Raw genomic sequence first — 22118 nt, forward strand, 5'->3', positions numbered from 1 at the left:
CCCCGGCATTTGGAAAGCCATGCCCCATGTCGAGAATATTTACCGGCACCGTCATCACCTCGGCTGACAATGATCATGCGATCGACAATGCGTCGGACGCCATCTTCATCGCCCGCAGCGCCATGATCGGCGCGACCGGCACCGACGCCTATGCGATCCATTCCCCATCATCGGGCATGCGCCTGACCGTCGCGGGACAGGTTTATTCCGAAACCGGCGCGATTTATTCGGGAAGCTCGACCGCCCGCATATGGGTCACGCCCGACGGCATCGTGTCGTCGCGATTTTATGCCATGCAAATCAATGGCAGCGCCGACATCAGCAACGCCGGTTATGTGTCGGGATATGACACCATATGGGTATCGACCGCCTCCCAGTTCGATACTTTCAACCTCAGCAATACCGGGACGATCGAGGGCTATTCCTTCGCCCTATCCTCTTCGGCGGCTTCCAATATCAACAATTCCGGCAGCATATTCGGATTTTATGGCATATCCCTGAGCAGCTATGCCGACACGATTTACAATAACGGCCTGATATACGGACCCATATATCTCAATAGCGGTAACGATAGCGTCGACACCCGGCTGGGCATCGTCAATGGCAGGATCAATGGCGGCAATGGCGACGATGTCATCCATGGCAGCCTGACCAATCGCAACGTCCTGGGCGGCGACAATGGCGAGGATCTGCTGGTGGGTGGCGACGCCGACGACATATTGATCGGCGGCACGGGCGCCGACGAGATGATCGGCGGCGGCGGCATCGACGCGGCGTCCTACGATATGGCGAGCAGCCCTGTGGTCGTAGACCTGCTCAGCCCCTGGCTCAGCACCGGGGACGCCATCGGCGACAGCTATGATTCGATCGAGAATCTGATCGGCTCCATTTATGGCGACACACTGTTCGGCGATAATAGCGCCAATGTGCTGAACGGCGGCAATGGCCAGGACACGCTGAACGGCCGGGGAGGTGACGACCGGATTTACGGCGGCGCGGGCAATGACGTGATGATCGGCGGTGACGGGGCTGATATTTATTACGTTACTGACGCAGGCGATACGGTGATTGAACTTCAGGGCGCGGTGGCCGGAACGGATACCGTCCGATCCAGCGTCAGCTTCAACATCGGCGCACAGTTCATCGAACTGCTGATCCTGACCGGCGGCGATGCGATCAACGGCACCGGCAATTCGCAGGCCAACACGATGGCCGGCAACAGCGCCGCCAATGTGCTGGACGGGCGTGCGGGCTCCGACAGGCTGACCGGCGGCTTCGGGTCCGACAGCTTCATGATGACGACGGCGCTCAGCGCCACCAATGTCGATACTATCACCGATTTCCAGGTCGGTTTCGACAAGATCGGCGTCGACCGCAGCTTCTTTACGCAGGTCGGCGCGGCCGGGGCGCTCGACCCCAACGCCTTTGGCGCGTTCGGCGCGGCGGACGCGAGCGACCGCATCCTCTATGACAGCGCCACCGGCACGCTTTATTATGATTCCGACGGGTCCGGGGCGGCGGCCGCCGTCGCCTTCGCCCTTGTCACGCCGGGGCTGGCGATGAGCGCCAGCGACTTCTTCGTGGTGCTTTGAACCAGCGCGCGGGGAGCCATTGTGCCGCCCGCCCGCCCGTTAACCTGACGCTCATCGACCCGTGGCACCATTGGTCGATGAGCGCTTTTGCGTCGGCGCGCAAAAGCGCCTATATTGAAGGTTGCATGTCAGGACCAAGGACACCCATGAAATCCGCTTTCCTTCAGGGCGCCGTCGCCCTTGGCGCGATTGCGCTCATCCCCGCCACCACCGCCGCCCTCGCCGATGCCGAAGGCAGCAGCTACAAGGCGCTGGATGAGTTCATGGACGTGTTCCAGAAGGTCCGCAGCGATTATGTCGAGAAGGTCGACGACGAAAAGCTGATTCGCGGCGCCATTGACGGGATGCTCGCCAGCCTCGACCCGCACAGCAATTTCCTGGACGAGCGCGCCTTCCAGAATCTGCGCACCCAGACCGAGGGCAGCTATGGCGGCCTCGGCCTGTCGGTCACGCAGGAGGATGGCGCGGTCAAGGTGATCGCGCCGACGCAGGATACCCCCGCCTGGCGCGCGGGCATCAAGGCGGGCGACTATATCACCCATCTGGACGGCCAGCTCATCTATGGCGGCACGCTGGACGAAGCGGTGGACAGGATGCGCGGCGCGCCGGGCACCGCCATCAAGCTGACCATCGTGCGCCCCGGCCGCGACAAGCCCATCGAATTGTCGCTGACCCGCGAGATCATCGAGCTGAAGCCGGTGAAGTGGGAAGTGAAGAATGGCGTCGGCGTCATCAACATCATCAGCTTTTCCGCCAATACCGGCGCCGACCTGCGCCAGGCGATCCGCAGCATCGACAAGTCGATCGGCCGCAAGCCGACCGGCTATATCCTCGACCTGCGGTCCAACCCCGGCGGCCTGCTGGACGAGGCGGTGTCGGTCAGCGACATATTCCTGGAGCGCGGCGAGATCGTGTCGCAGCGCGGCCGCCAGAAGGGCGATGTGGAGCGTTACTACGCCAAGCCCGGCGACGATGCGAAGGGCCTGCCCGTCATCGTCCTGGTCGACAGCGGTTCCGCCTCCGCTTCGGAAATCGTCGCGGGCGCGCTACAGGACCAGCATCGCGCGCTGGTGATGGGCGAGCGCAGCTTCGGCAAGGGCAGCGTGCAGACCATGTTGCCGCTGTCCAACACCACCGCGCTCAAGCTGACCACCGCGCGTTATTATACGCCTTCGGGCCGCAGCGTGCAGGAAGGGGGCATCGATCCCGACATCCGCGTGCCGCAGCTTTCCGACCCGGACTACAAGACCCGGCCCAAATTCCGCGAAAGCGACCTGCGCCGCCATCTGATCAACGAGATCAAGTCGGACAACGCCGCGCTGGAAGAGGATGTGAAGGACGATCCGCGCTTCACCATGAGCGCCGAGGAACTGAAGAAGAAGGGCATCACCGACTTCCAGCTTCATTATGCGTTGCAGACCATCGGCCGCCTGGCCCATGCACCGGGCGCGGTGGTGGCGCAGGCCGGCCCGGCCGCGCGCAAACCGGCAAGCCGCTGATCCGTTTATTGTCGGCCCGGCCCCTTTTGTCGGCATGTTCAGCATGACGAAAGGCGCCGGGGCGTCTAAACCGATTGCATGACTCCAACGTCCCTCGCCCGCGCGCTGGCGCTGCTGGTGCCCGCCGCCCTGCTCGGCGGCGCTTATGTCTCGCAATATTATGGCGGGCTGGCCCCGTGCGAAATGTGCTGGTGGCAACGATACCCGCATATGGCCGCGATCCCGCTGGCGTTGATCGCCATCCTGCTGGCCCGCGCGCCGGGCGTCAGTCGGCTCGCGACCGCGCTGGCGGCGGTCGCCATCGGCGTTTCGGGCGCGATCGGCCTGTTCCATGCGGGCGTCGAATATGGCTGGTGGGAAGGACTGACCGCCTGTTCGACCAGTGCGGGCGGGGCGAGCCCGGCGGACATGCTGAGTTCGATCATGGCCGCGCCGATCACCCGGTGCGATGTTGCGCCATGGTCGCTTTTCGGCGTGTCGCTGGCCGGTTATAACGGCATCCTCTCCACGGGCGCGGCCATCGCCATATTGGCGCTGCTCGCCAGGAAGCCCGCCAGCAAGGGAGGATGGGCATGACCGACAAGCAGGAATTCCCCCGCCCCGGCGGCAATCGTTCGACCGGCTTTGATCGCGCATCCATGCTGCGCGTCGATCAGGCGGGCGAATATGGCGCGACGCGCATCTATGCCGGGCAACTGGCGGTGATGGGCGATCGCCATCCCTATGGCCGGTTGATCGCGGGGATGGCCGCGCAGGAGGAGAGACATCGCGCCCATTTCGACCGGATGCTGGCGGACCGTGGCGTGCGCCCGACGGCGCTGCAACCCTTCTGGCATGTCGCTGGTTTCGCGCTGGGGGCGGTGACGGCGGCGATGGGCCCCAAGGCGGCGATGGCCTGCACCGCCGCCATCGAAACCGAAATCGACCGCCATTATGCCGAGCAGCTCGACGAACTGGGCACGAGCGACCCGGCGCTGTCCGGCGCGATCCGCGAATTTCAGGCCGAAGAGGTCGAGCATCGCGACACCGCCCTTGCCCATGGGGCGGCGCAGGCTCCTGCCTATCCCTTATTGTCCGGGGCCATTCGTCTGGGCTGTCGTGCCGCCATCGCGCTGTCGAAGCGCCTGTGAGGATATGAAGATGATGAAGCTGTCTTTCGCCGCCGCCACCGCCCTGATGCTGGGCGTCGCCATGCCCGCACTGGCGCAGGAACAGCCCGCCGCCGGCGATGCGGGATCGGAAAAGGTCAATCTGGTCATCGTCTATGGCGACGACCCCTGCCCGCAGGGCGCGACCGGCGATGAAATCGTGGTGTGCGCGCGCAAGGACGAAAAGGAACGCTATCGCATTCCCGAACCGTTGCGCGGCGACCCGAACAAGCCTTCCAACCAGGCGTGGGGCGAGAGGGTGCGGTCGATGGAATATATCGGCCGGACCGGCACCGAAAGCTGCTCGCCGGTCGGCGGCGGCGGCGCGACCGGTTGTTTCGCGCAGCTCGCCCGGCTGGCCAAGGCGGAACGACAGGCCGCCAACAACGCAAGCTGGAAGGATCTGGTCGAGGCGGAGCGCAATCGCCGACTGTCGACGATCGACGCCGATTCCGAGGCCATCGAACAGCGCGTCGTCGCCGAAGAGAAGGCGAAGGCGGCGGAGCAACAGGGCGCAACCGCGCCGCAGGATTGACGGACGCGGGTGTTCCGCGCCGTCTTTGCAATAAGGGGCTGCCGCGAAATATGCCGGGCGGCCTGATGTCAGGACAAAAGACGATGCGGAGCCTTGCCCTCGCCGCCCTGCTGCCGGTGCTGATCGCCGCCCCGGCGGCGTGGGCGCAGCCCCCCGAGCGGATCACCAACCTGCTCGTCTATGGCGACGATCCCTGTCCGCAGGGCGAAGGCGACGAAATCGTCGTGTGCGCCCGCCGCCCGGAATCCGAACGCTATCGCATCCCCAAGAAATTGCGGGAAAAACCCGAACCCGCCGGCGGCCCCGGCTGGGGCAGCCAGGTCGCGACGATGGAACAGGTGCAGCGCCAGACGTTGCCGGGCAGTTGCTCCGCCATCGGCAGCAACGGCTTTACCGGCTGCACCGCCAAGATGCTGGAACAATGGTTTGCCGAGCGGCGGATGCAGGAGTCGCGCGGCGAACCCTGATTTTCCAGGCTTCCTCGCCCATTTTTCCGCGAATCCGGGGTTGATCGCCTCGCCGCTTCGTGAAATTATTTCTGCATAGAAATGGCGGGGGAGAACAGGCATGGCATCGGTCTTTGGAAACGGCATGGGCGATGGGCGCAGTTCCGGTTTCGCCAAACGGGTGAGCAGCCAGTTGGCCGCCGCGCTCGTGACCTTTGCCCTTCTCCAGATTTTCGTCGTGGCCCGGATGGGCGGTTCCCTGATCCTGCATCTGGGCATCATCGTCGCGATCGGCGGCTTCGCTCTGGCCGCGCGCACGCTGGAACATCGCTGGGCGATGCTGGACGGCGGCACGCTGTCGCACTCCGGCCTTGCCCTGCGTTTTCGCCGCGACATGCTGACCCTGTGGTCGGCCAGCCTGCTCGGCCCGATGCTGTGGATCCCGGTCGCGCTGGTCATGCGCGCCCTGTTCGGCTGACGTCAAACCAGTCCTAGACGCGCAAGCTCGTTGAGCATGACGGTCGGCATCGTCGCGCCGGCATCGCCGCCGTCCAGATCGGCGGGCGCGTCGTCGTCCTCCAGATAGCGCCAGCCCTGATGCGCGCGGCGCGGCATCGGCTGCACCGCGATCAGCCGGGGTTCCAGCCTGATCCACCAGCGCCCCGTTCCCGTTTCGGCAAACCCCAATATCGGGCTGCGCCCCACAATCTGCCCGCCATGAATCCAGAATAAGGACCCGCCCGCCAGTTCGTCCGCCCGCTTGGGCAGGTAGCGGGTGGTCAGCCGCGCTTCCCCGTCGGCCGCATGGGATTCGAGCCAGGCGCGCAATGTGTCGGCGCTCTCGCTTCGGAAGGCGATCTTGGTGATGTGCAGCGGCATGGGCGCACAGATGGCGCGGCTTGGGCCCGGCTGCAAGGTCAGCCGGTCAGCCCCGCCGCCGTCGCCAGCCCCAGAAAGGCGAGGAAGCCCATCGAATCGGTGATCATGGTGACGAAGATCGACGACGCCACCGCCGGATCGAGGTTCAGCCGGTCGAAGGCCAGCGGCACCGACACGCCCGCCAGGCCCGCAGTGACGATATTGACCAGCATGGCGCTGGCGATCACGGCCCCCAGCGCGGGATTGAGGAAGACCAAGCTGACGCCGATGCCCAGCACCACCGCCACCGTGCCGCCGTTGAGCAGGGCGACGCGCATTTCGCGCACGATGGTCCGACGGGTGTTGGAGGCGGTGATCTGGTTGGTGGCGAGCGCGCGGACGGTGACGGCCATGGTCTGGCTGCCCGCATTGCCGCCGACGCCGGCGACGATGGGCATCAAAGTGGCGAGCGCCACCATGCGTTCGATCGTCCCTTCAAACAGGCCGATGATGGTGGAAGCGACCAAAGCGGTGAGGAGGTTGGTGAGCAGCCAGCGCACGCGCGTGCGATAGCTGTCGAGCACCGGTTCGTTGATGTCGCCCTCGCCCGCGCCCGACAGGCGCAATATGTCCTCGCCCGCTTCCTCGGAAATGATGTGAACCACGTCGTCCACCGTGATCATGCCGACCAGACGGCCGCTGCCGTCGACCACGGCGGCCGAGATCAGCGCATATTTCTGGAAGCGCAGCGCCACTTCCTCCTGATCCATGTCGACCGGGATAAGGGTCTGTTCGCGCTTCATCAGGTCGCTGACCGCGACATTGCGCGGGCAGGTGAGAACCCAGCTCAACTGGCAGGTGCCGATTGGCCTGTGCGCTTCGTCGACGACGAAGATTTCCCAGAAATCGGTGGTCAGGTCGCGATTGTCGCGCAGATAGTCGATCAGCTGGCCGACCGACATATGTTCGGGCACCGCGACCAGATCGCGCTGCATCAGGCGACCGGCGGATTCTTCGGGATAGGCGAGCGCGCTTTCGATGGCGGCGCGGTCTTCGGGATCGAGCGCCTCCAGAACGGCCTGCTGCTCGTCCTCCTCCATATCCTCGATGATGGCGACGGCGTCGTCGGTATCGAGTTCGGCGGCGAATTCGGCCACCTGTTCGGGGGCCAGCGCCCCGATCAGGTCGTCGCGCACATAGTCGTTGAGTTCGGACAGCACCTCCGCGCCGACCAGATCGCCCAGCGCCGCCGCCACATCGGCGCGCTGGTCCGATGGGGTGAGTTCCAGAAGGTCGGCGATGTCGGCCGGGTGGAGCGGCGACACCAGTTCGCGCGCCTGTTCGGCCTCGCCCTCCTCCACCGCTTCCAGAACGGCGGAGACGAAGCCGGGCTTCAGCCGGTCGTCTTCGTCATGGCGGGTGTCGGCGCTGTCGAATGCGCCCTCGACGGGCGCCTCATCATGGCTGTCAGGATTGTTGCGCCGGGGATCGACCGGTTCGCCGCGCTCGCTCATGGCGCCCCCTACTGTCCGGTTCCTGAAGCATGTCCGATCCTTTCGCCCATGCACAATAAAATTGCAACCTTGGAGGAAGCGCTTTCATCCCGCACCTCAGGCCTTATATGGACGCAATCCGTTTACTGTCCCTTGAGAGGAACTGCCCATGGCCGACCAGACACTGACCCTTTCCCTCGATTCCGGCGGCGATGTCGTCATCAAGCTGCGCCCTGATCTCGCCCCCGGCCATGTCGAACGCATCACCACGCTGGCCAAGGACGGCTTTTACGACGGCGTCGTGTTCCACCGCGTCATCCCCGGCTTCATGGCCCAGGGCGGCGACCCGACGGGCACCGGCATGGGCGGATCGAAGCTGCCCGACATCAAGGCGGAATTCAGCCGCGAGCCGCATGTCCGGGGCGTCTGCTCCATGGCCCGCGCGACGAACCCGAACAGCGCCAACAGCCAGTTCTTCATCTGCTTCGACGACGCCACCTTCCTTGACGGCCAATATACCGTGTGGGGCGAGGTGACGTCGGGCATGGAGCATGTCGACGCCCTGCCCAAGGGCGAGCCGCCGCGCACCCCCGGCAAGATCGTCAAGGCGACGGTTTCGGAATAAGACCGTCGGTGGCGGAAATGACCGGCAGGGTCGTTTCCTTCGCCGCCACATACGGGCCGACCGACTGGATATGCCAGCGCCGGTCGGCCTGTCCCGCGCCGGGCACATCGTTGACCCGGCGCAGCACCATCTGGCGCAGCGCATACCATGGCTGGCCGGTGGCGGCGATCCGGGCATAGACCTGCACCGGCACCGTGACATAGAGCGAGCCCGCCGCCCCTTCGATTGGCCCAGGCGAACCGATATTGGCGTGGATTTCGCTGAAACCGGCGAAGCGCCGGGCAAAGGCGGCATCGTCCTGCACCGCATTGGCGCTGGACGGCGCCCACAGATCCTGCGCCTCGTCGAAACGCTTTGCCTCCAGCAGGCCATAATAGGATTGCGCCACCTGCGCCGCGCCCTGCGGCCCGTCGGGGTCGATGGGGCCTTCAGACACCGGCGGTTCGACCGGCAGGCCGCCGGGCGCGCCCGGCGCGGGCGGGGCCAGCGGCTCCATCACCGCCATCGCCTCCGCCCGGAACTGGTTGCCGACCACCGCGACATTCGCGCCATTGGCCAGATTTTCCAAGCTGGTTTCCTCCCGCCCGTCACAGGCGGCAAGGAACAGCAAGGCCCCCAATAGGATTGCGCCGGTCTTTCCCGTCATCTTGGCTCCCGTCGTTGCGAGGGCTCTCGCCCACGGCCGAATGATTCGCGTGATGGCCGCGCCTGCGGGGCGGGCGCGGCGCGGCGTTCGCGGGGCGCGGGCGCGGCATCGCGCCGCTGCTCGCGCCATTCCGGCCGCCGACCAGCATCGCCGCCGCCAAAGGGCCGCTGCTGCGGGCGGGCGTCCTGATCGGGGCGGCGCTGATAGCCGCGACGGCCATCATCGCCGGGCCGGTCGTCCCCGCGTCGGCCATCCCATTGTCGGCCAGGCCGACCATCTCCCTGACGGCCATCCCCCCGGCGCCCTTCCCAGCGCCGGTCGGGCCGGTCATCGCGGCGCCAGCGACCATCGCGATCGCCATGGTCGCGACGCCACTGGCTGCGCCGTCCTTCCCAATAGGACCGATGGCGATCATCCCAGCGATAGCGGCGACCGCCGCGATCGAAAATATAATAGCCGCTGCCCGGATAATAATAGCCATCATACCATCCGGCATAATAGCCCGGCTGATAATAATAGGGGTCGTAGAAGCCCCCGCCGCCATAATAGCCCGCGCCGACGCTGACCCCGCTATAGCCATAGCCATCGTCATAAGCGCAGCCGCCCAGCAGCAGCGCCGCGCCCAGCGCAAAAGCGGCAAAGCCCCGTCGACGGGGCATCCAGGACAAGTTCATGTCGCATCCTCCTGCCGGTGGACCCGGCCATGGCAAAGGGGGTTAGCGCCGCCTCCTTGAATTGGCCGTGAATGCGCGCACTTTTGTGGCACAGCCGGAAAATCGCCCCATTTCGTTCACCCGTGCGACAGAAACCGTGATATTTCGGCCGCAAATTCAATCTGTTGGTCCATTTTTCGACGATGAGGGCAACCTTCCCGCCGGGCCGGGGGTTTTAATCTCTGTTCCGGTCGCCGCGCTTGTTCGCCGACCGGACCCGCCGGGTCCAAACCGCGCGGTCATCATCTTTAAACGGAAAAAAGGGTTTGCCCCATGAAGACTCCGCTTTTCGCGGCGATCGCCGCCGCGTCGCTCATTCCCTTCGCCGCCCAGGCGCAGGATGACGCCGCCTCGTCCAGCCGCATCGAACCTTATGTCGGCGTGATGGGCGGCGTGCACAATTTCGACAGTGAAACCGGCGAGGAAGGCATTCCCCCGGTCGGTTACAAGGGCCGCATGGTCGAAGGCGTGGCGGGCGTAAACGCCAATGTCGCCGGGCCGCTGGTTCTGGGCGTCGAAGGCACCGCGTCGAAGGGCGTGAGCGGCGACATCGACTGGGAATATGGCGTGGCCGGCCGGGTCGGCGTGAAGGCCGGCAAGGACAGCATGGTCTTTGGCAAGGTCGGTTATAAGTGGGTCAATTTCGACGCGCTTGGCCCCGACAGCCCGGATTATCACGGCACCACCTATGGCGCGGGCGTCGAATTGTCGCCCACCGACATGGGCCTGACCCAGGGCAAGAGCAATGTCCGCCTGCGCGTGCAGGCCGACACGATGGGCGATTTCCGCTCCATCCGGCCGATGGCGGGCGTGGTCGCGAAGTTCTGACCTCCCGCGCCTGAGCGCTCAGAAAGGCCCTCGCTCCTCCGGGCGGGGGCCTTTCCCCGTGTCAGGCGGCCTTCCCTTTCAGCGCCTTCTGCCGCCGCCTTTGCACTGACGATCCGATGCCCATCGCCTCGCGATATTTGGCGACGGTGCGGCGGGCGATGTCGAAGCCCTGCGCGCGCAGCATGTCGACGAGCGTGTCGTCGGACAGGATGGCGCCCGGCGCCTCCGCCCCGATCAGCGCCTTGATATGGCTTTTCACCGCCTCGGCCGACACGGCGGTTCCGCCATCGGCGGACTGAATGCCGCTGGTGAAGAAATATTTGAGTTCATAAAGGCCGCGCGGGCAGGACAGATATTTGTTCGACGTCACCCGGCTGACGGTCGATTCATGCATGCCGATGGTTTCGGCCACCGCCCGCAGGGTCAGCGGTTTCAAGTGCGCGACGCCCTTGCGGAAAAATTCTTCCTGCTGGCGGACGATCTCGCTCGTCACCTTGATGATGGTGCGTTGCCGCTGATCGAGCGCCTTGACCAGCCAGTTGGCGCTGGCCAGGCAATCGGCGAGCCAGGCTTTCGACGCCTTGTCCTGCGGCCCGCCCGACAGTTCGACATAATAGGAGCGGTTGACCAGCACGCGCGGCAGGGTGGCGTTGTTGATTTCGATCGACCAGCCGTCCTTCGCCGGATTGACGAAGATGTCGGGCACCACCGCCGCCGTCCGTTCGCTGGAAAAACGCAGGCCCGGCTTGGGATCATAACCGCGCAGTTCGCGGATCATGTCCGCCATATCCTCTTCATCGACCCCGCATATCCGGCGCAGCTGCGGCAATGCGCCGCGCGCCAGCAGGTCGAGATTGTCGAGCAGCCGCGCCATGCACGGGTCGTAGCGGTCGGCCTCCTTCGCCTGAAGGATCAGGCATTCGGACAGGCTGCGCGCGGCGACGCCGGTGGGATCGAATGTCTGGATCACGGCCAGCACCCTTTCCACATCGGCCAGCGCCACGCCCAGCCCATAGGCGGTCTGGAGCAGGTCCGCCTCCAGATAGCCGGCCGCGTCGATCTGGCCGATCAGTTGCGATGCGATCATCAGGTCAGCGCCGGACAGGGCGGCGCGCGCCTGATCCATCAGATATTCCTGAAGTTCCGGTTCGGGATTGGCAAAGCTGTCGAAATCGATCGCCTCGCCCGGCTGGCCAGCGCCGCCGTCGCCCAGTCCCGCGCCGCCGCCCGTTATCTGGCCGGGACCATCGCCCGGCCCGTCTTCGGCAAAGGCGGTGTCGCGCGGGTCGATGTCCAGCGGCGCGTCGGCCTCTCCCCGGCCCTGCGCCATCAACTGGTCGGCGGCGCCCGTTTCGGCCGCCAGCACCGGCGCGGCGTCATCACGGTCGACGCCGTCGGCCTGCAGCGGCTGCCAGTCCGGTTCACCGCCCATCGCTTCGAGCAGGGGGTTTTTCTCCAGCTCGACCGCGATCACCCCTTCCAGTTCCAGATTGCTCAGCGTCAGCAGCTTGATCGCCTGCTGCAACTGGGGCGTCATCACCAGCGACTGGCTTTGCCGCAGGTCCAGGCGCGGGGCGAGCGCCATCAGCGGGCCCTCCCCGGAGCGACAGGATCAAGGGCCGGGCGCATCATCATGTCACAGCGTGAAATGCTCGCCCAGATAAAGCCGCCGGACTTCGGCATTGGCGACCAGTTCGGCCGGGCTGCCCGCGAACAGCATCTTGCCGCCATAGATGATGCAGGCGCGGTCGACGATTTCCAGCGTCTCGCGCACATTATGGTCGGTGATGAGCACGCCGATGCCGCGGGTCTTCAACTGCTTCACAAGGATGCGGATGTCGGCGATGGACAGCGGGTCGATGCCGGCGAAGGGTTCGTCCAGCAGCACGATGGAGGGATTGGCCGCCAGCGCGCGGGCGATTTCGCAGCGCCGCCGTTCGCCGCCCGAAAGCGCCATGGCGGCCGAATCGCGCAGCCGTGTCAGGCCGAATTCGTCGAGCAATTGCTCCAGACGCGCTTCCCGCGCCGCCCGATCCGGTTCGGCCAGCTCCAGCACCGCGCTGATATTCTGGGCGACGCTGAGGCCGCGAAAGATCGACGTTTCCTGCGGCAGATAGCCCAGACCCAATATCGCGCGGCGATACATGGGCAGGCCGGTAATGTCCTGCCCGTCCAGCACGATGCGGCCATGGTCGGGCTTCACCAGGCCCATGACCGAATAGAAACAGGTGGTCTTGCCCGCGCCATTGGGGCCGAGCAGGCCGACGACCTCCCCCTTGCCCACGGTCAGCGACACGTCGGTCAGCACCGGGCGCTTGTCGTAACTTTTGGCGATGGAAATGACCGACAGGCCATCGCTCACCTCCTGCGGCGTGGCCGGGATCGCCTGAGCGGCGGCGCGTTCCTGGGTCATCACATCGTTCATCGCGCGTCCTTGTTCGCATCGACCGGGTTAACGGAGCGTCAGTGCGACGCACGCCTGTCCCGCAATTGGCAAGATTTGTGCATGAGGCGGGCGCAGGGCAAGGAAAAAAGCGCCTGCGCCGCGCTCATGCCTCTCCGATCAGGGGACGATTCTCGTCAGTTCTGCTTTTGCGGCACGGTGAAGGTGCCCGACACGCGGCCGCCCGAACCCTGAACCGCCGAAGCCCCGCCCGACGAGCGCCCGTCGACCGTCGACAGGCCGCTGCGCAGGTCGATGACCAGCCGGCCGCCGGTCAGCCGGTTGCCGCCCTGGGTCAGCGAGACATTGCCCAGCATGGTGATGAGGCGGCTGTTGAGATCGTAAATGGCGACATTGCCGCGCGCCGTCTCATTCCCCTTGGTCACCACCACGCCGCCCGACGCGTCGATGCGGTCGATTTCGATGCCGCCGGTCGCGCCGCCGCCGTTGCCCGGGTTCTGGCGATAGGCGACGTTCATGCGCTGGGCGTTCAGGGTCATGCCCGCCTGCGTCACTTCGACATTGCCCGACACGACGACGCGGTCGGCGCGATCCTGCACCTCTATGCGGTCGGCGGTGAAGTTGACCGGCGCATTGCTGTCATGCCCCTTGAGCACCTGGGCGTCGGCGCCCACGGCGACCAGCGCGATCAACGCGGCGGCGGACAGGGCCAGCATCGGCATCCGGGCGGAAAGGGGGACGGAGACGGAGTTCATGGTCATCGTCCTTTGAGGCCATTTTGTTCGATACGCAAGGCGGCGCGACCGTTCAGCGTCACTGTGCGCGCGGCCATGTCCGCCTCCAGATGGTCGGCGCTGAACGTGCCGATGGGAATGCGGCCGTCGACGCGGCCCGCGCTGCGCATCCGCCGGGTTTTAAGGTCGATGCCGACATCCCGCGTGGTCAGCCGGTAACCGCCCGCCGCCTGAAACTGGACCGGGCCTTCGACGGCCATCTGTTCGGTATCCATATTATACCGCCCCTTGCGCGCTTCCAGCACGGCGGGCCCTTCGGCCAGGAGGATGCGGGCGGACATGTCATTCAGGTCGACAACGGGCTCGCGCGAGCTTTTCTGCACCGCCGATCCCGCGCGCAGGGAAAAGGGCTGGCCCTTGCTGTCTTCGCCGCGATACAGCGCCTCGGTCACGCGCATCCGCTCCTTCGCCACCTCGACCTTGTTCTTGTCGAGCACGAAGCTGACGCCGCCGTCGTTGGTGAAGGGCGCGGTGAGCAGCAGCGCGCTGAGCACGCCGACAGCGACCGGCAGCCAGTTTTTGAGCAGCCCGACCAGCCGGTCGTGCGTGCCGCCGGGCGCGGCCCAGTGGCGGCGCGCATGGCGTTGCTGTTCGGCCTGAACGGACATGATGTGCCTTTTGACCCCGTGCGGTTACATATGCGCGAAAATGTCGATTTCCGGCCAGCCGGCCAGGTCCAGCCGCGCGCGATGCGGCAGGAAATCGAAACAGGCCTGGGCCAGTTCCATCCGCCCCTCGCGAATCAGGCGCTTGTCCAGTTCCACCTTCATCTGGTGCAGGTAGCGCACGTCGGACGCGGCATAATCCTTCTGCGCCTCCGACAGGACCGGCGCCCCCCAGTCGGAGGTCTGCTGCTGCTTGCTGATGTCCTGGCCCAGCAATTCGCGGACCAGTTCCTTCAGGCCGTGACGGTCGGTATAGGTGCGCACCAGCCGCGAGGCGATCTTGGTGCAATAGACCGGCGCCGCCAGCACGCCCAGATAATGGTCCATGGCGGCAATGTCGAACCGGCCGAAGTGGAACAGCTTCAACCGGACGGGATCGGCCACCACCGCTTTCAGATTGGGCGCGGCATAATCGCTGCCCGGCGAAAACCGCACCAGATGCTCGTCGCCCTTACCATCGCTGATCTGGACGACGCACAGCCGGTCGCGCGGCGTGATGAGGCCCATGGTTTCGGTATCGATCGCCACCGGGCCGGGGGCCAGGACATCGGCGGGCAAGTCTTCTTCATGCAGATATACGGTCATGGCTTCCCTCTATGGCCAAAGCGAAGCGGAAACAATCTATGCTTTTGATGCAACGCTTGACCGCGCGTGGGAGAGGAAGCGGGCCATTCCGGGGAATGTCGGCACAAATCATTCGCGTGCCCCCGAAAAACTGATATAGTGATTCTCAAACCGCGCTCTGGCGGTGGGCCCTGCATGTCATTCGCCCGACATGTTTGTCCGGTTTTTATTGGGGCGAAGCGAAAGTGACTAACAGGGCATGAGTTTTGACAGAGGGCGTCGCGGGCGCGGCAAGGACAAGCGGGACGGTTTCGGCGAAGACGGTTTTTTTGAGGCGCCCCGCGATTTCGGCGGTTTCGGCGGCGGCGATCGTGGCGGTTTCGGCGGTGGTGATCGCTTTGGCGGCGGCGGCGGCCGTGGCGGCTTCGGCGGCGGTGATCGCGGCGGCTTTGGCGGCGGCGACCGTGGCGGCTTCGGCGGCGGCGGTGGTGGCCGCGGCTTCGGCGGCGGTGGTGGCGGCGGCGGTCGCGGCATGCCCGCCCAGGTCGTTGGCGAAGGCACCGGCGTCGTCAAATTCTTCAACGGACAAAAGGGCTTCGGCTTCATCGTTCGTGACGATGGCGGCGAAGACGTGTTTGTGCACATCAGCGCGGTGGAGCAGGCCGGCCTGACCGGTCTGGCCGAAGGCCAGCAGCTCGGCTTCACGCTGGTCGATCGCGGCGGCAAGATTTCGGCCACCGACCTGAAGATCGAGGGCGAACCCCTGCCTGTCACCGATCGCGCGCCCCCGCGCGAACCGCGCGCCGGCGGCTTTGGCGGCGGCGACCGCGAACGCACCCCGCAGCGCCAGCTGACCGGCGAGCGCGCCAGCGGCACCGTCAAGTTCTTCAACGCGATGAAGGGCTTTGGCTTCATTCAGCGCGACGACGGCCAGCCGGACGCCTTCGTCCACATCAGCGCCGTCGAACGCGCCGGCATGGCCGCCCTCAATGAAGGCGACCGTCTGGATTTCGAACTGGAAGTCGACCGTCGCGGCAAATATGCCGCCGTCAACCTCCAGTCGAAGGCCGACTGACCCCTTCGTTCCTGATCGGACCGAACAGAAAGGGCCGCTCCTTCCGGGGCGGCCCTTTTTTTGGTGTGTGAGGACATTCCATCCTGCAGAAATTGCCGAAGACCCTGAAGACCTATGCGTCGCCATTGCAATAAATGGTGGTGACCCGCTGCGCCACCAGATCATATCTCAGCGTAACTTGAGTGCAGCCGCCATCCAGAATGAAGGGCAGCTCGCCTTCCGCTTTAAACCATCGAACCTCGCCAGCTCTCGCCAATGCCGAGGAGGCTGCTCCTTCAATTCCCGAAATGTCAGAAATTTCGCTCTCCGAACAAGGACGCGAGGACAGATTGTCAAGCATGATCTCACAGCCATCATCGTCCGCGCTGGAAGGGAGAGGCATTAGATAAACGGCAAGCACCTGTTTATCGGACGCAAAAGCATAGTTCCGACCATATTCTTCCAAGCGTCCGGCGCCTTCAGGGAGCACAACGACTTTCTCGATTTGCCGTGCAATCACTTCCCTGCGGCTGATAGAAGCATCCGCGCAACTCACAAGCGAAGCCGCCAGCAGAAGAGACAAGGATCGAATCATCCGGTGGTTATATCTGCGCAAAGCTCGGGAGCAATTGTGCTGATGTCACCTTGCTCTATACCGCCGATCATCAAAACCCGCCGCCATCCTTCCGGCGATAGGCCGCGCCGTCCCACATCATGTCGATGTCCGAATAATGGCATGGCCCGGCCGGTGGGCGGCCGAAGGCGAGGAAGGCGCAATCCTGACCGCTTTCATTGACCAGATGATGGCCATTGGCCTGCCCCTTGGGGAAAGCGGCCATGGCGCCCGCGCGCATCGGGTGGCGGCCATCGTCGTCGACCAGCACTGCCTCGCCCGACAGAATGACGACAAACTCGTCCTCTTCCTCATGCCAGTGGCGATGGGACGACGCCGCGCCGGGGCGCAGCACGACATGGCTGACGCCGAAATCGCGCAGACCGAACGCCTCGCCGAGGCGGCGATACCAGCGCCCCGCCACCGCCGCGTCATGGGGCGCGGGATAGCCGGTGCGATTGACCTGTTCGATGGCGTCGACGGCGATGATGGGCATGGGGCGCTCCTGATGCTGGCAAAGCGGGTCTGCTTTCGCTAACGCCCTTGGCATGACCAGCGCCAGCACCATTTCCGATCCGGTGGCCCTTGCCACGCGACTGATCGCCTGCCCGTCCGTCACCCCCGCGCGCGGTGAAATCTTTGCGGCGCTGGAGGCGATGCTGACGCCGCTCGGCTTCACCGTCGACCGCTTCGTCAGCGGCGAGGCGCCCGACGGCCCGGTCGAAAATCTGCTGGCCCATCGCACCACCGGGCCAGGGCGGCATTTCGCCTTTGCCGGGCATCTGGACGTGGTGCCGCCCGGCGGCGGATGGACCAGCGATCCGTTCGCGCCGGAGATTCGGGGCGAACTGCTTTACGGGCGCGGCGCGGTGGACATGAAGGGCTCCATCGCCGCCTTTGTCGCGGCGCTGGCCGACCTGCCCGACGCCCTGCCCGGCACGATCAGCCTGATCATCACCGGCGACGAGGAAGGCCCCGCCGTCCACGGCACGCTCGCCCTGATGGAGCGGATGGAGGCGCGCGAACTCTGGCCGGACCTGTGCCTGGTGGGCGAGCCGACGTCGGTCAACCGCTTGGGCGACATGGTGAAGATCGGCCGTCGCGGATCTGTGAACATGTGGATCAGCGTGGCGGGGACGCAGGGGCATGTCGCCTACCCCCATCTGGCCGACAATCCGATTCCCCGCCTTGTCCGCATCCTGACCGCGATCGAGGCGGAGGTGCTGGACGAAGGGACCGACTGGTTCCAGCCCAGCAATATCGAGATTACCGATCTGGAGGTCGGCAATGTCGCGCATAATGTGATTCCGGCGGCGGCGACCGCGCGCATTTCCATCCGCTTCAACGACCGGCACAGCGGCGCGTCGCTGATCGAGCGGATCAGCGCCATCGCCGCGCGCGAAGGCGGCGCGGTGGAAGCGAAGATCAGCGGCGAGCCGTTCCTGACCCCGCCGGGCGATTTTTCGACGATGATTTCCGGCGCCATCGCGCAGGTGACCGGCATCACGCCCGAATTGTCGACCAGCGGCGGCACGTCCGATGCGCGTTTCCTGGCGAAGCTGTGCCCGGTGGTGGAGTTCGGCCTGTGCAACGCCACCATGCACAAGCTGGACGAGGCCGTCGCCATCCCCGACTTACATGCGCTGAAAGCGATTTACGGGCTGATCGTGCGGCAGGCGCTGGGCGGCCAAGAGCGATAAGGTTTATCGCCACCATTGATGGCGCGGACGTGACGTTTGCTCTACTCTGGCATCCATGGACAAGGGCCATCATAGTTTAACAAACAGCCGCTTTCGTTTGGTTGGCGCATGGATCGGCCTGTTGCTGTGGCTCGCTTACCCTATCGTGGAGTCTCAAGGCCACGCCGATATATTTTTCTATCATTGTAGGCTGAAGCCGCCCTTGGCTGGCCGGGATCCCTGCTTCTCCGACCACCTGCCCATATTGGAGATTGTGGCTTTTATCCTGACGATTGCCCTCGCCTATCTCTTCGCAAGATTTGCATTTTCATTATATGCACCGCCTGAGGACCATAGGGGAAGAGGCTGGCGACTGGCCGGTCGCGCAGGCGGCGCCGGATATTATCCCTCAATCCAGCTCGCGGCGGCGCTAGGCGGCGTGGACAAATTACCTGGAGCTATCGTCGCCTGATTTTGAGCCAGAATAGCGCGATCGCTGCGCCGGCGACCGATATGAACACGTATGGCGGCACGAAGCCCGCATCGGGCGTGAACGCGCCATCGCAAGGGTCGTTGGGAAGCAAGTGACTGACGCTGAAGCCTGCGATCAGCCCGAAGGCGATCGGCAGTAAGCATCCTCCCGCCAGATTTTGGCCCGAAGTCACCGACAATCCGAAGCTGGATTTTGAGAACACGGTTGCCAGGGTGAAGCCAATGAAAGCCCCAGCGGTGATGGAAGCCAGCCCAATCGCAGCCCATAAGCCAGTTGAGATTGTGCAGAAGTCGAATGGCATACTGGCTTTTACGCGGAGCGCCTGAGGGCGGCAATGGCGGTTGACGAGCGCTCATTGGATTGATTCAAGACTGCTTTTTGGAGGCTGGCTTGAGCAGAGGCGATCTGACCGAAGCAGAATGGCGGATTTTGAAAGGCTTGTTGCCAATCGAGCCTGGAAACCGTGGTCGAGGCAGACCGCCTGAACAGAACCGTTCGATCATCAACGGCATCCTCTGGCGCCTTCGGTGCGGTGCTCCTTGGCGCGACGTGCCGCCCAAATATGGCAGTTGGAACACCATCTATCGTCGCTTCCGACGATGGAGCGAAGCCGGGGTCTGGGAGATCGTGGCGGTGACGTTGGCCGAGATCATGGCGGATACCGGCCACTACAGCATCGACAGCACCACAGTCCGCGCCCACGTCTCGGCAGCGGGCGGAAAAGGGGGGCTCATCGACGCGCTCTTGGCCGCTCGCGGGGCGGGTTCACCAGTAAGCTTCACTGCCTGGCTGATGCCCTCGGGCGACCGATGGCCTTCCACCTGACAGGCGGCGAGGCGGCAGACTGCAAAGCCTATGACGCCCTGATCAGCCTGCCCGAGCGCGCCCCTGGCGCTCTGCTCGCCGACAAGGGCTACGATGCCGACGCAATCCGCGCTGACCTTGCCGAACCGAGGATCGAGGCCGTCATTCCCGGCCGATCAAACCGTCGCGTAAAGATCGAGCATAACCGGACGCTCTATAAGCAGCGCAACCGCATCGAGCGCATGTTCGGCCATCTCAAGGTCAACCGCGCCATCGCCACCAGATACGACCAACTGGCCAATAGCTTCCTTGGAATGGTCCATCTTGCCACCGCCAGATACTGGCTCAAATTTGTCCACACCGCCTAGGCATTCTTTGGGTGGGTTTTCATCAGACACATTACCCGGTCGCGCTTTATCCTTATCACCTCTACTGGATCGCCTGGTCGGTCTGGTTCGCCCTCGGCATCTGGATCAGTTGGCCCTCGTCGGACGAGTGACTTGTTCCCGAACCGCTGACGAGCGCCCCTCAAAATTCGTCGGCGGCGTCCATCAGGGCGGTGAGCTTCTTTGGCGCGACGGTGCGCCAGCTGCGGGCGATGCGCGCCTCGACCATCTCCCAGTCGACCGCGCCGCCATCCAGCCGGATGCCGACCCAGCCCGCCGGGCCAAAATAGGCGGGGCGGAAATAAAGGTCGGGATCGGCCTCTATCAGCATCGCCTGTTCTTCGGGCGCGCTGGTCTTGACGATCAGGGCGATGACGCCGTCGCCATGATGATCGTTGGTGAAATAGGCGAATTTCTTGCCCTTCACGATGCCGAAACAGGGCATGCCGTGGGATGTGATCTCGTCCGCCTCCGGCTGGGCCATGGCGATGGCGCGCACCCGGCCGAGCAGCCATTCGGGCGACCGCTCGCGCATCACATAATCGGCGAGCACCCGCGAATAAAGCTGATGCTCCGCGATCAGCGTGCGCGCGGCCAGCGTGTCGGGGGTGTCGCCGGGCAATATGGCCACCGGCGTCTGGCCGAGCACTGGCCCGTCATCCAGTTCCGCCGTCACGATATGGACCGAACAGCCGCCATGGCTGTCGCCCGCGTCGATGGCGCGTTGATGCGTGTCGAGGCCCTTATATTTGGGCAGCAGGCTGGGGTGGATGTTGAGCATCCGCCCTTCCCATGCCGTGACGAATTCGGGGGACAGCAGGCGCATATAGCCCGCGAGCGCGACGAACTGCACGCCCGCGCGGCGGAGCTCCCCGTCGATGATGGCGTCGAATGCGGCGCGCTTCATCCCCTTGTGCGACAGGCCGAAGGTGGCGACGCCCTCCGCCGCCGCCAGCGTCAGGCCGGGCGCTTGCGGATCGTTGGCGGCGACCAGCACGATTTCATAGGGACAGTCATCCGCCTTCGCCGCATAGAGCAAGGCCGCCATGTTCGACCCACGACCGGAAATCAGGACGCCGACTTTGGCCTTGGTCATGGCACCGCTTCCCCTGCCCGCGTTCAGCCCAGATGCGTCGCCGTCCAGGCGGCTTTCGCGCTCCATGTTTCCGCGCCGCCCCTGACGGTGCAGCCCTTGTCGCCCGCTTCGACCGCGCCGATGCGATAGACCGCTTCGCCCGCCGCCTCCAGCGCGGTGGTGACGCCCGCGACATGGCTTTCGTCCACCGCCAGCACCATGCCGACGCCGCAATTGAAGGTGCGCGCCATTTCCTGCGGCTCGATATGCCCCTGCGCCTGAAGGAAGGCCATCAGGCGCGGCTGTTCCCAGGCGTCGGCGTCGACCACGGCATGGGCGCCGTCGGGCAGCACGCGGGGGATGTTTTCCAGCAGGCCGCCACCGGTGATGTGCGCCAGCGCATGGATCATGCCCGCGCGCACCAGCGGCAGGAGCGGCTTCACATAGATGCGCGTCGGCGCCATCAGCGCGTCGATCAGCAACATATCCTGATCGAACAGCGCCGGGCGGTCGAGCTTCCACCCCTTGTCCGCCGCCAGCCGCCGGACCAGCGAATAGCCGTTGGAATGAACGCCCGAGGAGGCAAGGCCGAGCAGCACGTCGCCCGGCTTCACCCGGTTGCCGGTCAGCGCGCGGCTGCGCTCCACCGCGCCGACGCAGAAACCGGCAAGGTCATAGTCGCCAGCGGCATACATGCCCGGCATTTCGGCGGTTTCGCCGCCGATCAGCGCGCAACCGGCGATGCGGCAGCCTTCGGCAATGCCCGCGATCACCCGCTGGGCGACGCCGTTTTCCAGCTTGCCGGTGGCGTAATAGTCGAGGAAAAACAGCGGTTCCGCGCCCTGCACGATCAGGTCGTTGACGCACATGGCGACGAGGTCGATACCCACGCCATCATGGCGGTCATGGTCGATGGCGAGCTTGAGCTTGGTGCCCACGCCGTCATTGGCGGCGACCAGCAAAGGATCGTCATAGCCCGCGGCCTTGAGGTCGAAAAAGCCGCCAAAGCCGCCCAGTTCGGCGTCAGCGCCGGGGCGGCGGGTGGCCTTGGCCAGCGGGGCGATGGCGCGCACCAGCGCGTTGCCGGCCGCGATGTCGACGCCAGCCTTGGCGTAGCTGTAGGATTCGGTCTCGCTCATCCCACCAGCGCCTAGAGCAATGCGGCGAAAAGGGGAACGCCCAATCGTTGCCGCTTGGCATATCG

The 22118-nt window shown here is 65.0% G+C and carries 28 protein-coding genes; 14 read left to right on the top strand and 14 right to left on the bottom strand.

Annotation, left to right across the window (positions count from 1 at the left end; translation table 11 throughout):
- The first annotated feature begins 26 nt into the window (after nucleotides 1-26).
- From GGR44_RS08705 to GGR44_RS08735, 7 genes are all read left to right on the top strand, one after another.
- Nucleotides 27-1592, top strand: a complete 1566-nt coding sequence (locus GGR44_RS08705) for a calcium-binding protein (RefSeq protein ID WP_183955165.1) — start codon at nucleotides 27-29, stop codon at nucleotides 1590-1592.
- 146 nt (nucleotides 1593-1738) lie between these two features.
- Nucleotides 1739-3091, top strand: coding sequence for a S41 family peptidase (locus GGR44_RS08710; protein WP_183955166.1), 1353 nt, complete (start codon nucleotides 1739-1741; stop codon nucleotides 3089-3091).
- 78 nt (nucleotides 3092-3169) lie between these two features.
- Nucleotides 3170-3667, top strand: coding sequence for a disulfide bond formation protein B (locus tag GGR44_RS08715; RefSeq protein WP_183955167.1), 498 nt, complete (start codon nucleotides 3170-3172; stop codon nucleotides 3665-3667).
- A complete protein-coding gene (locus tag GGR44_RS08720; protein WP_183955168.1) occupies nucleotides 3664-4221 on the top strand; it encodes a demethoxyubiquinone hydroxylase family protein in 558 nt (185 codons plus the stop codon). Before GGR44_RS08715 ends, GGR44_RS08720 begins: the two co-directional genes overlap by 4 nt.
- Before the next feature lie 10 nt (nucleotides 4222-4231).
- Complete coding sequence (locus GGR44_RS08725; protein ID WP_183955169.1) at nucleotides 4232-4774, top strand: hypothetical protein; 543 nt, start codon at nucleotides 4232-4234, stop codon at nucleotides 4772-4774.
- Nucleotides 4775-4839: 65 nt separating this feature from the next.
- Nucleotides 4840-5241: a hypothetical protein gene (locus GGR44_RS08730; protein WP_425511308.1), complete on the top strand. Its 402-nt coding sequence runs from the start codon at nucleotides 4840-4842 to the stop codon at nucleotides 5239-5241.
- 100 nt (nucleotides 5242-5341) lie between these two features.
- On the top strand, nucleotides 5342-5698 hold the full coding sequence (locus tag GGR44_RS08735; protein WP_183955171.1) for a hypothetical protein: 357 nt from the start codon (nucleotides 5342-5344) through the stop codon (nucleotides 5696-5698).
- Between the two features lie 2 nt (nucleotides 5699-5700).
- On the opposite strand, the gene GGR44_RS08740 is transcribed toward GGR44_RS08735, so the two are convergent.
- Nucleotides 5701-6099 carry a DUF1489 family protein gene (locus GGR44_RS08740; RefSeq protein ID WP_183955172.1) on the bottom strand — a complete coding sequence of 133 codons (399 nt, stop codon included), beginning with the start codon at nucleotides 6097-6099 and terminating at the stop codon, nucleotides 5701-5703.
- 38 nt (nucleotides 6100-6137) lie between these two features.
- On the bottom strand, nucleotides 6138-7592 hold the full coding sequence (gene mgtE / locus GGR44_RS08745; RefSeq protein ID WP_183955173.1) for a magnesium transporter: 1455 nt from the start codon (nucleotides 7590-7592) through the stop codon (nucleotides 6138-6140).
- A 148-nt stretch (nucleotides 7593-7740) separates the two neighbouring features.
- Between mgtE and GGR44_RS08750 the strand changes: the two genes are divergently transcribed.
- Entirely contained in the window at nucleotides 7741-8196 is a 456-nt protein-coding gene (locus tag GGR44_RS08750; RefSeq protein ID WP_183955174.1) for a peptidylprolyl isomerase, read from the top strand.
- Here the strand turns inward: GGR44_RS08750 and GGR44_RS08755 are convergent.
- Nucleotides 8174-8842: a hypothetical protein gene (locus tag GGR44_RS08755; protein WP_183955175.1), complete on the bottom strand. Its 669-nt coding sequence runs from the start codon at nucleotides 8840-8842 to the stop codon at nucleotides 8174-8176. The genes GGR44_RS08750 and GGR44_RS08755 overlap by 23 nt on opposite strands.
- Nucleotides 8839-9516, bottom strand: coding sequence for a peptidase (locus GGR44_RS08760; protein ID WP_246344428.1), 678 nt, complete (start codon nucleotides 9514-9516; stop codon nucleotides 8839-8841). The genes GGR44_RS08755 and GGR44_RS08760 overlap by 4 nt, the downstream gene beginning before the upstream one ends.
- Before the next feature lie 67 nt (nucleotides 9517-9583).
- Between GGR44_RS08760 and GGR44_RS08765 the strand changes: the two genes are divergently transcribed.
- On the top strand, nucleotides 9584-9832 hold the full coding sequence (locus GGR44_RS08765) for a hypothetical protein (RefSeq protein WP_183955176.1): 249 nt from the start codon (nucleotides 9584-9586) through the stop codon (nucleotides 9830-9832).
- Nucleotides 9829-10383, top strand: a complete 555-nt coding sequence (locus GGR44_RS08770) for an outer membrane protein (RefSeq protein ID WP_183955177.1) — start codon at nucleotides 9829-9831, stop codon at nucleotides 10381-10383. Before GGR44_RS08765 ends, GGR44_RS08770 begins: the two co-directional genes overlap by 4 nt.
- Nucleotides 10384-10444: 61 nt before the next feature.
- On the opposite strand, the gene rpoN is transcribed toward GGR44_RS08770, so the two are convergent.
- From rpoN to GGR44_RS08795, 5 genes are all read right to left on the bottom strand, one after another.
- Nucleotides 10445-11968 (bottom strand): RNA polymerase factor sigma-54, encoded by a 1524-nt coding sequence (gene rpoN / locus GGR44_RS08775; protein ID WP_183955178.1) that lies wholly within the window; start codon nucleotides 11966-11968, stop codon nucleotides 10445-10447.
- 51 nt (nucleotides 11969-12019) lie between these two features.
- On the bottom strand, nucleotides 12020-12808 hold the full coding sequence (gene lptB / locus GGR44_RS08780; protein ID WP_183955179.1) for an LPS export ABC transporter ATP-binding protein: 789 nt from the start codon (nucleotides 12806-12808) through the stop codon (nucleotides 12020-12022).
- Nucleotides 12809-12963: 155 nt separating this feature from the next.
- Complete coding sequence (locus GGR44_RS08785; protein ID WP_183955286.1) at nucleotides 12964-13509, bottom strand: LptA/OstA family protein; 546 nt, start codon at nucleotides 13507-13509, stop codon at nucleotides 12964-12966.
- A gap of 35 nt (nucleotides 13510-13544) precedes the next feature.
- Entirely contained in the window at nucleotides 13545-14189 is a 645-nt protein-coding gene (locus GGR44_RS08790) for an LPS export ABC transporter periplasmic protein LptC (RefSeq protein ID WP_183955180.1), read from the bottom strand.
- A 24-nt stretch (nucleotides 14190-14213) separates the two neighbouring features.
- Entirely contained in the window at nucleotides 14214-14831 is a 618-nt protein-coding gene (locus tag GGR44_RS08795; protein ID WP_183955181.1) for a ribonuclease D, read from the bottom strand.
- Between the two features lie 238 nt (nucleotides 14832-15069).
- Here GGR44_RS08795 and GGR44_RS17090 point away from each other — a divergent pair, with 238 nt between their 5' ends.
- Nucleotides 15070-15885: a cold-shock protein gene (locus GGR44_RS17090; RefSeq protein WP_183955182.1), complete on the top strand. Its 816-nt coding sequence runs from the start codon at nucleotides 15070-15072 to the stop codon at nucleotides 15883-15885.
- Nucleotides 15886-15997: 112 nt separating this feature from the next.
- Here GGR44_RS17090 and GGR44_RS08805 read toward each other — a convergent pair whose 3' ends face one another.
- Together GGR44_RS08805 and GGR44_RS08810 are read right to left on the bottom strand one after the other, a co-directional pair.
- A complete protein-coding gene (locus GGR44_RS08805; RefSeq protein WP_183955183.1) occupies nucleotides 15998-16447 on the bottom strand; it encodes a hypothetical protein in 450 nt (149 codons plus the stop codon).
- 82 nt (nucleotides 16448-16529) lie between these two features.
- Nucleotides 16530-16973 carry a cupin domain-containing protein gene (locus tag GGR44_RS08810; RefSeq protein WP_183955184.1) on the bottom strand — a complete coding sequence of 148 codons (444 nt, stop codon included), beginning with the start codon at nucleotides 16971-16973 and terminating at the stop codon, nucleotides 16530-16532.
- 52 nt (nucleotides 16974-17025) lie between these two features.
- Here GGR44_RS08810 and dapE point away from each other — a divergent pair, with 52 nt between their 5' ends.
- Together dapE and GGR44_RS08820 are read left to right on the top strand one after the other, a co-directional pair.
- Entirely contained in the window at nucleotides 17026-18177 is a 1152-nt protein-coding gene (dapE, locus tag GGR44_RS08815; protein ID WP_183955185.1) for a succinyl-diaminopimelate desuccinylase, read from the top strand.
- Between the two features lie 55 nt (nucleotides 18178-18232).
- Nucleotides 18233-18628 carry a hypothetical protein gene (locus tag GGR44_RS08820; protein WP_183955186.1) on the top strand — a complete coding sequence of 132 codons (396 nt, stop codon included), beginning with the start codon at nucleotides 18233-18235 and terminating at the stop codon, nucleotides 18626-18628.
- Here GGR44_RS08820 and GGR44_RS08825 read toward each other — a convergent pair.
- Nucleotides 18615-18950: a hypothetical protein gene (locus GGR44_RS08825; RefSeq protein ID WP_183955187.1), complete on the bottom strand. Its 336-nt coding sequence runs from the start codon at nucleotides 18948-18950 to the stop codon at nucleotides 18615-18617. The two genes, GGR44_RS08820 and GGR44_RS08825, sit on opposite strands and share 14 nt — an antisense overlap.
- An 89-nt stretch (nucleotides 18951-19039) precedes the next feature.
- Here GGR44_RS08825 and GGR44_RS08830 point away from each other — a divergent pair.
- Nucleotides 19040-19821, top strand: a protein-coding gene (locus tag GGR44_RS08830; protein ID WP_183955188.1) for an IS5 family transposase whose coding sequence is annotated in 2 segments (ribosomal slippage) — nucleotides 19040-19364 and nucleotides 19364-19821 — 783 coding nt in all. Because the reading frame shifts where the segments join, the coding sequence is not laid out codon by codon here.
- Between the two features lie 160 nt (nucleotides 19822-19981).
- Here the strand turns inward: GGR44_RS08830 and purN are convergent.
- Together purN and purM are read right to left on the bottom strand one after the other, a co-directional pair.
- Nucleotides 19982-20935 carry a phosphoribosylglycinamide formyltransferase gene (gene purN / locus GGR44_RS08835; RefSeq protein ID WP_183955189.1) on the bottom strand — a complete coding sequence of 318 codons (954 nt, stop codon included), beginning with the start codon at nucleotides 20933-20935 and terminating at the stop codon, nucleotides 19982-19984.
- Between the two features lie 23 nt (nucleotides 20936-20958).
- A complete protein-coding gene (purM, locus tag GGR44_RS08840; RefSeq protein WP_183955190.1) occupies nucleotides 20959-22053 on the bottom strand; it encodes a phosphoribosylformylglycinamidine cyclo-ligase in 1095 nt (364 codons plus the stop codon).
- Between the last annotated feature and the right edge of the window lie 65 nt (nucleotides 22054-22118).

The organism is Sphingobium fontiphilum, assembly GCF_014196635.1.
GTDB lineage: Bacteria > Pseudomonadota > Alphaproteobacteria > Sphingomonadales > Sphingomonadaceae > Sphingobium > Sphingobium fontiphilum.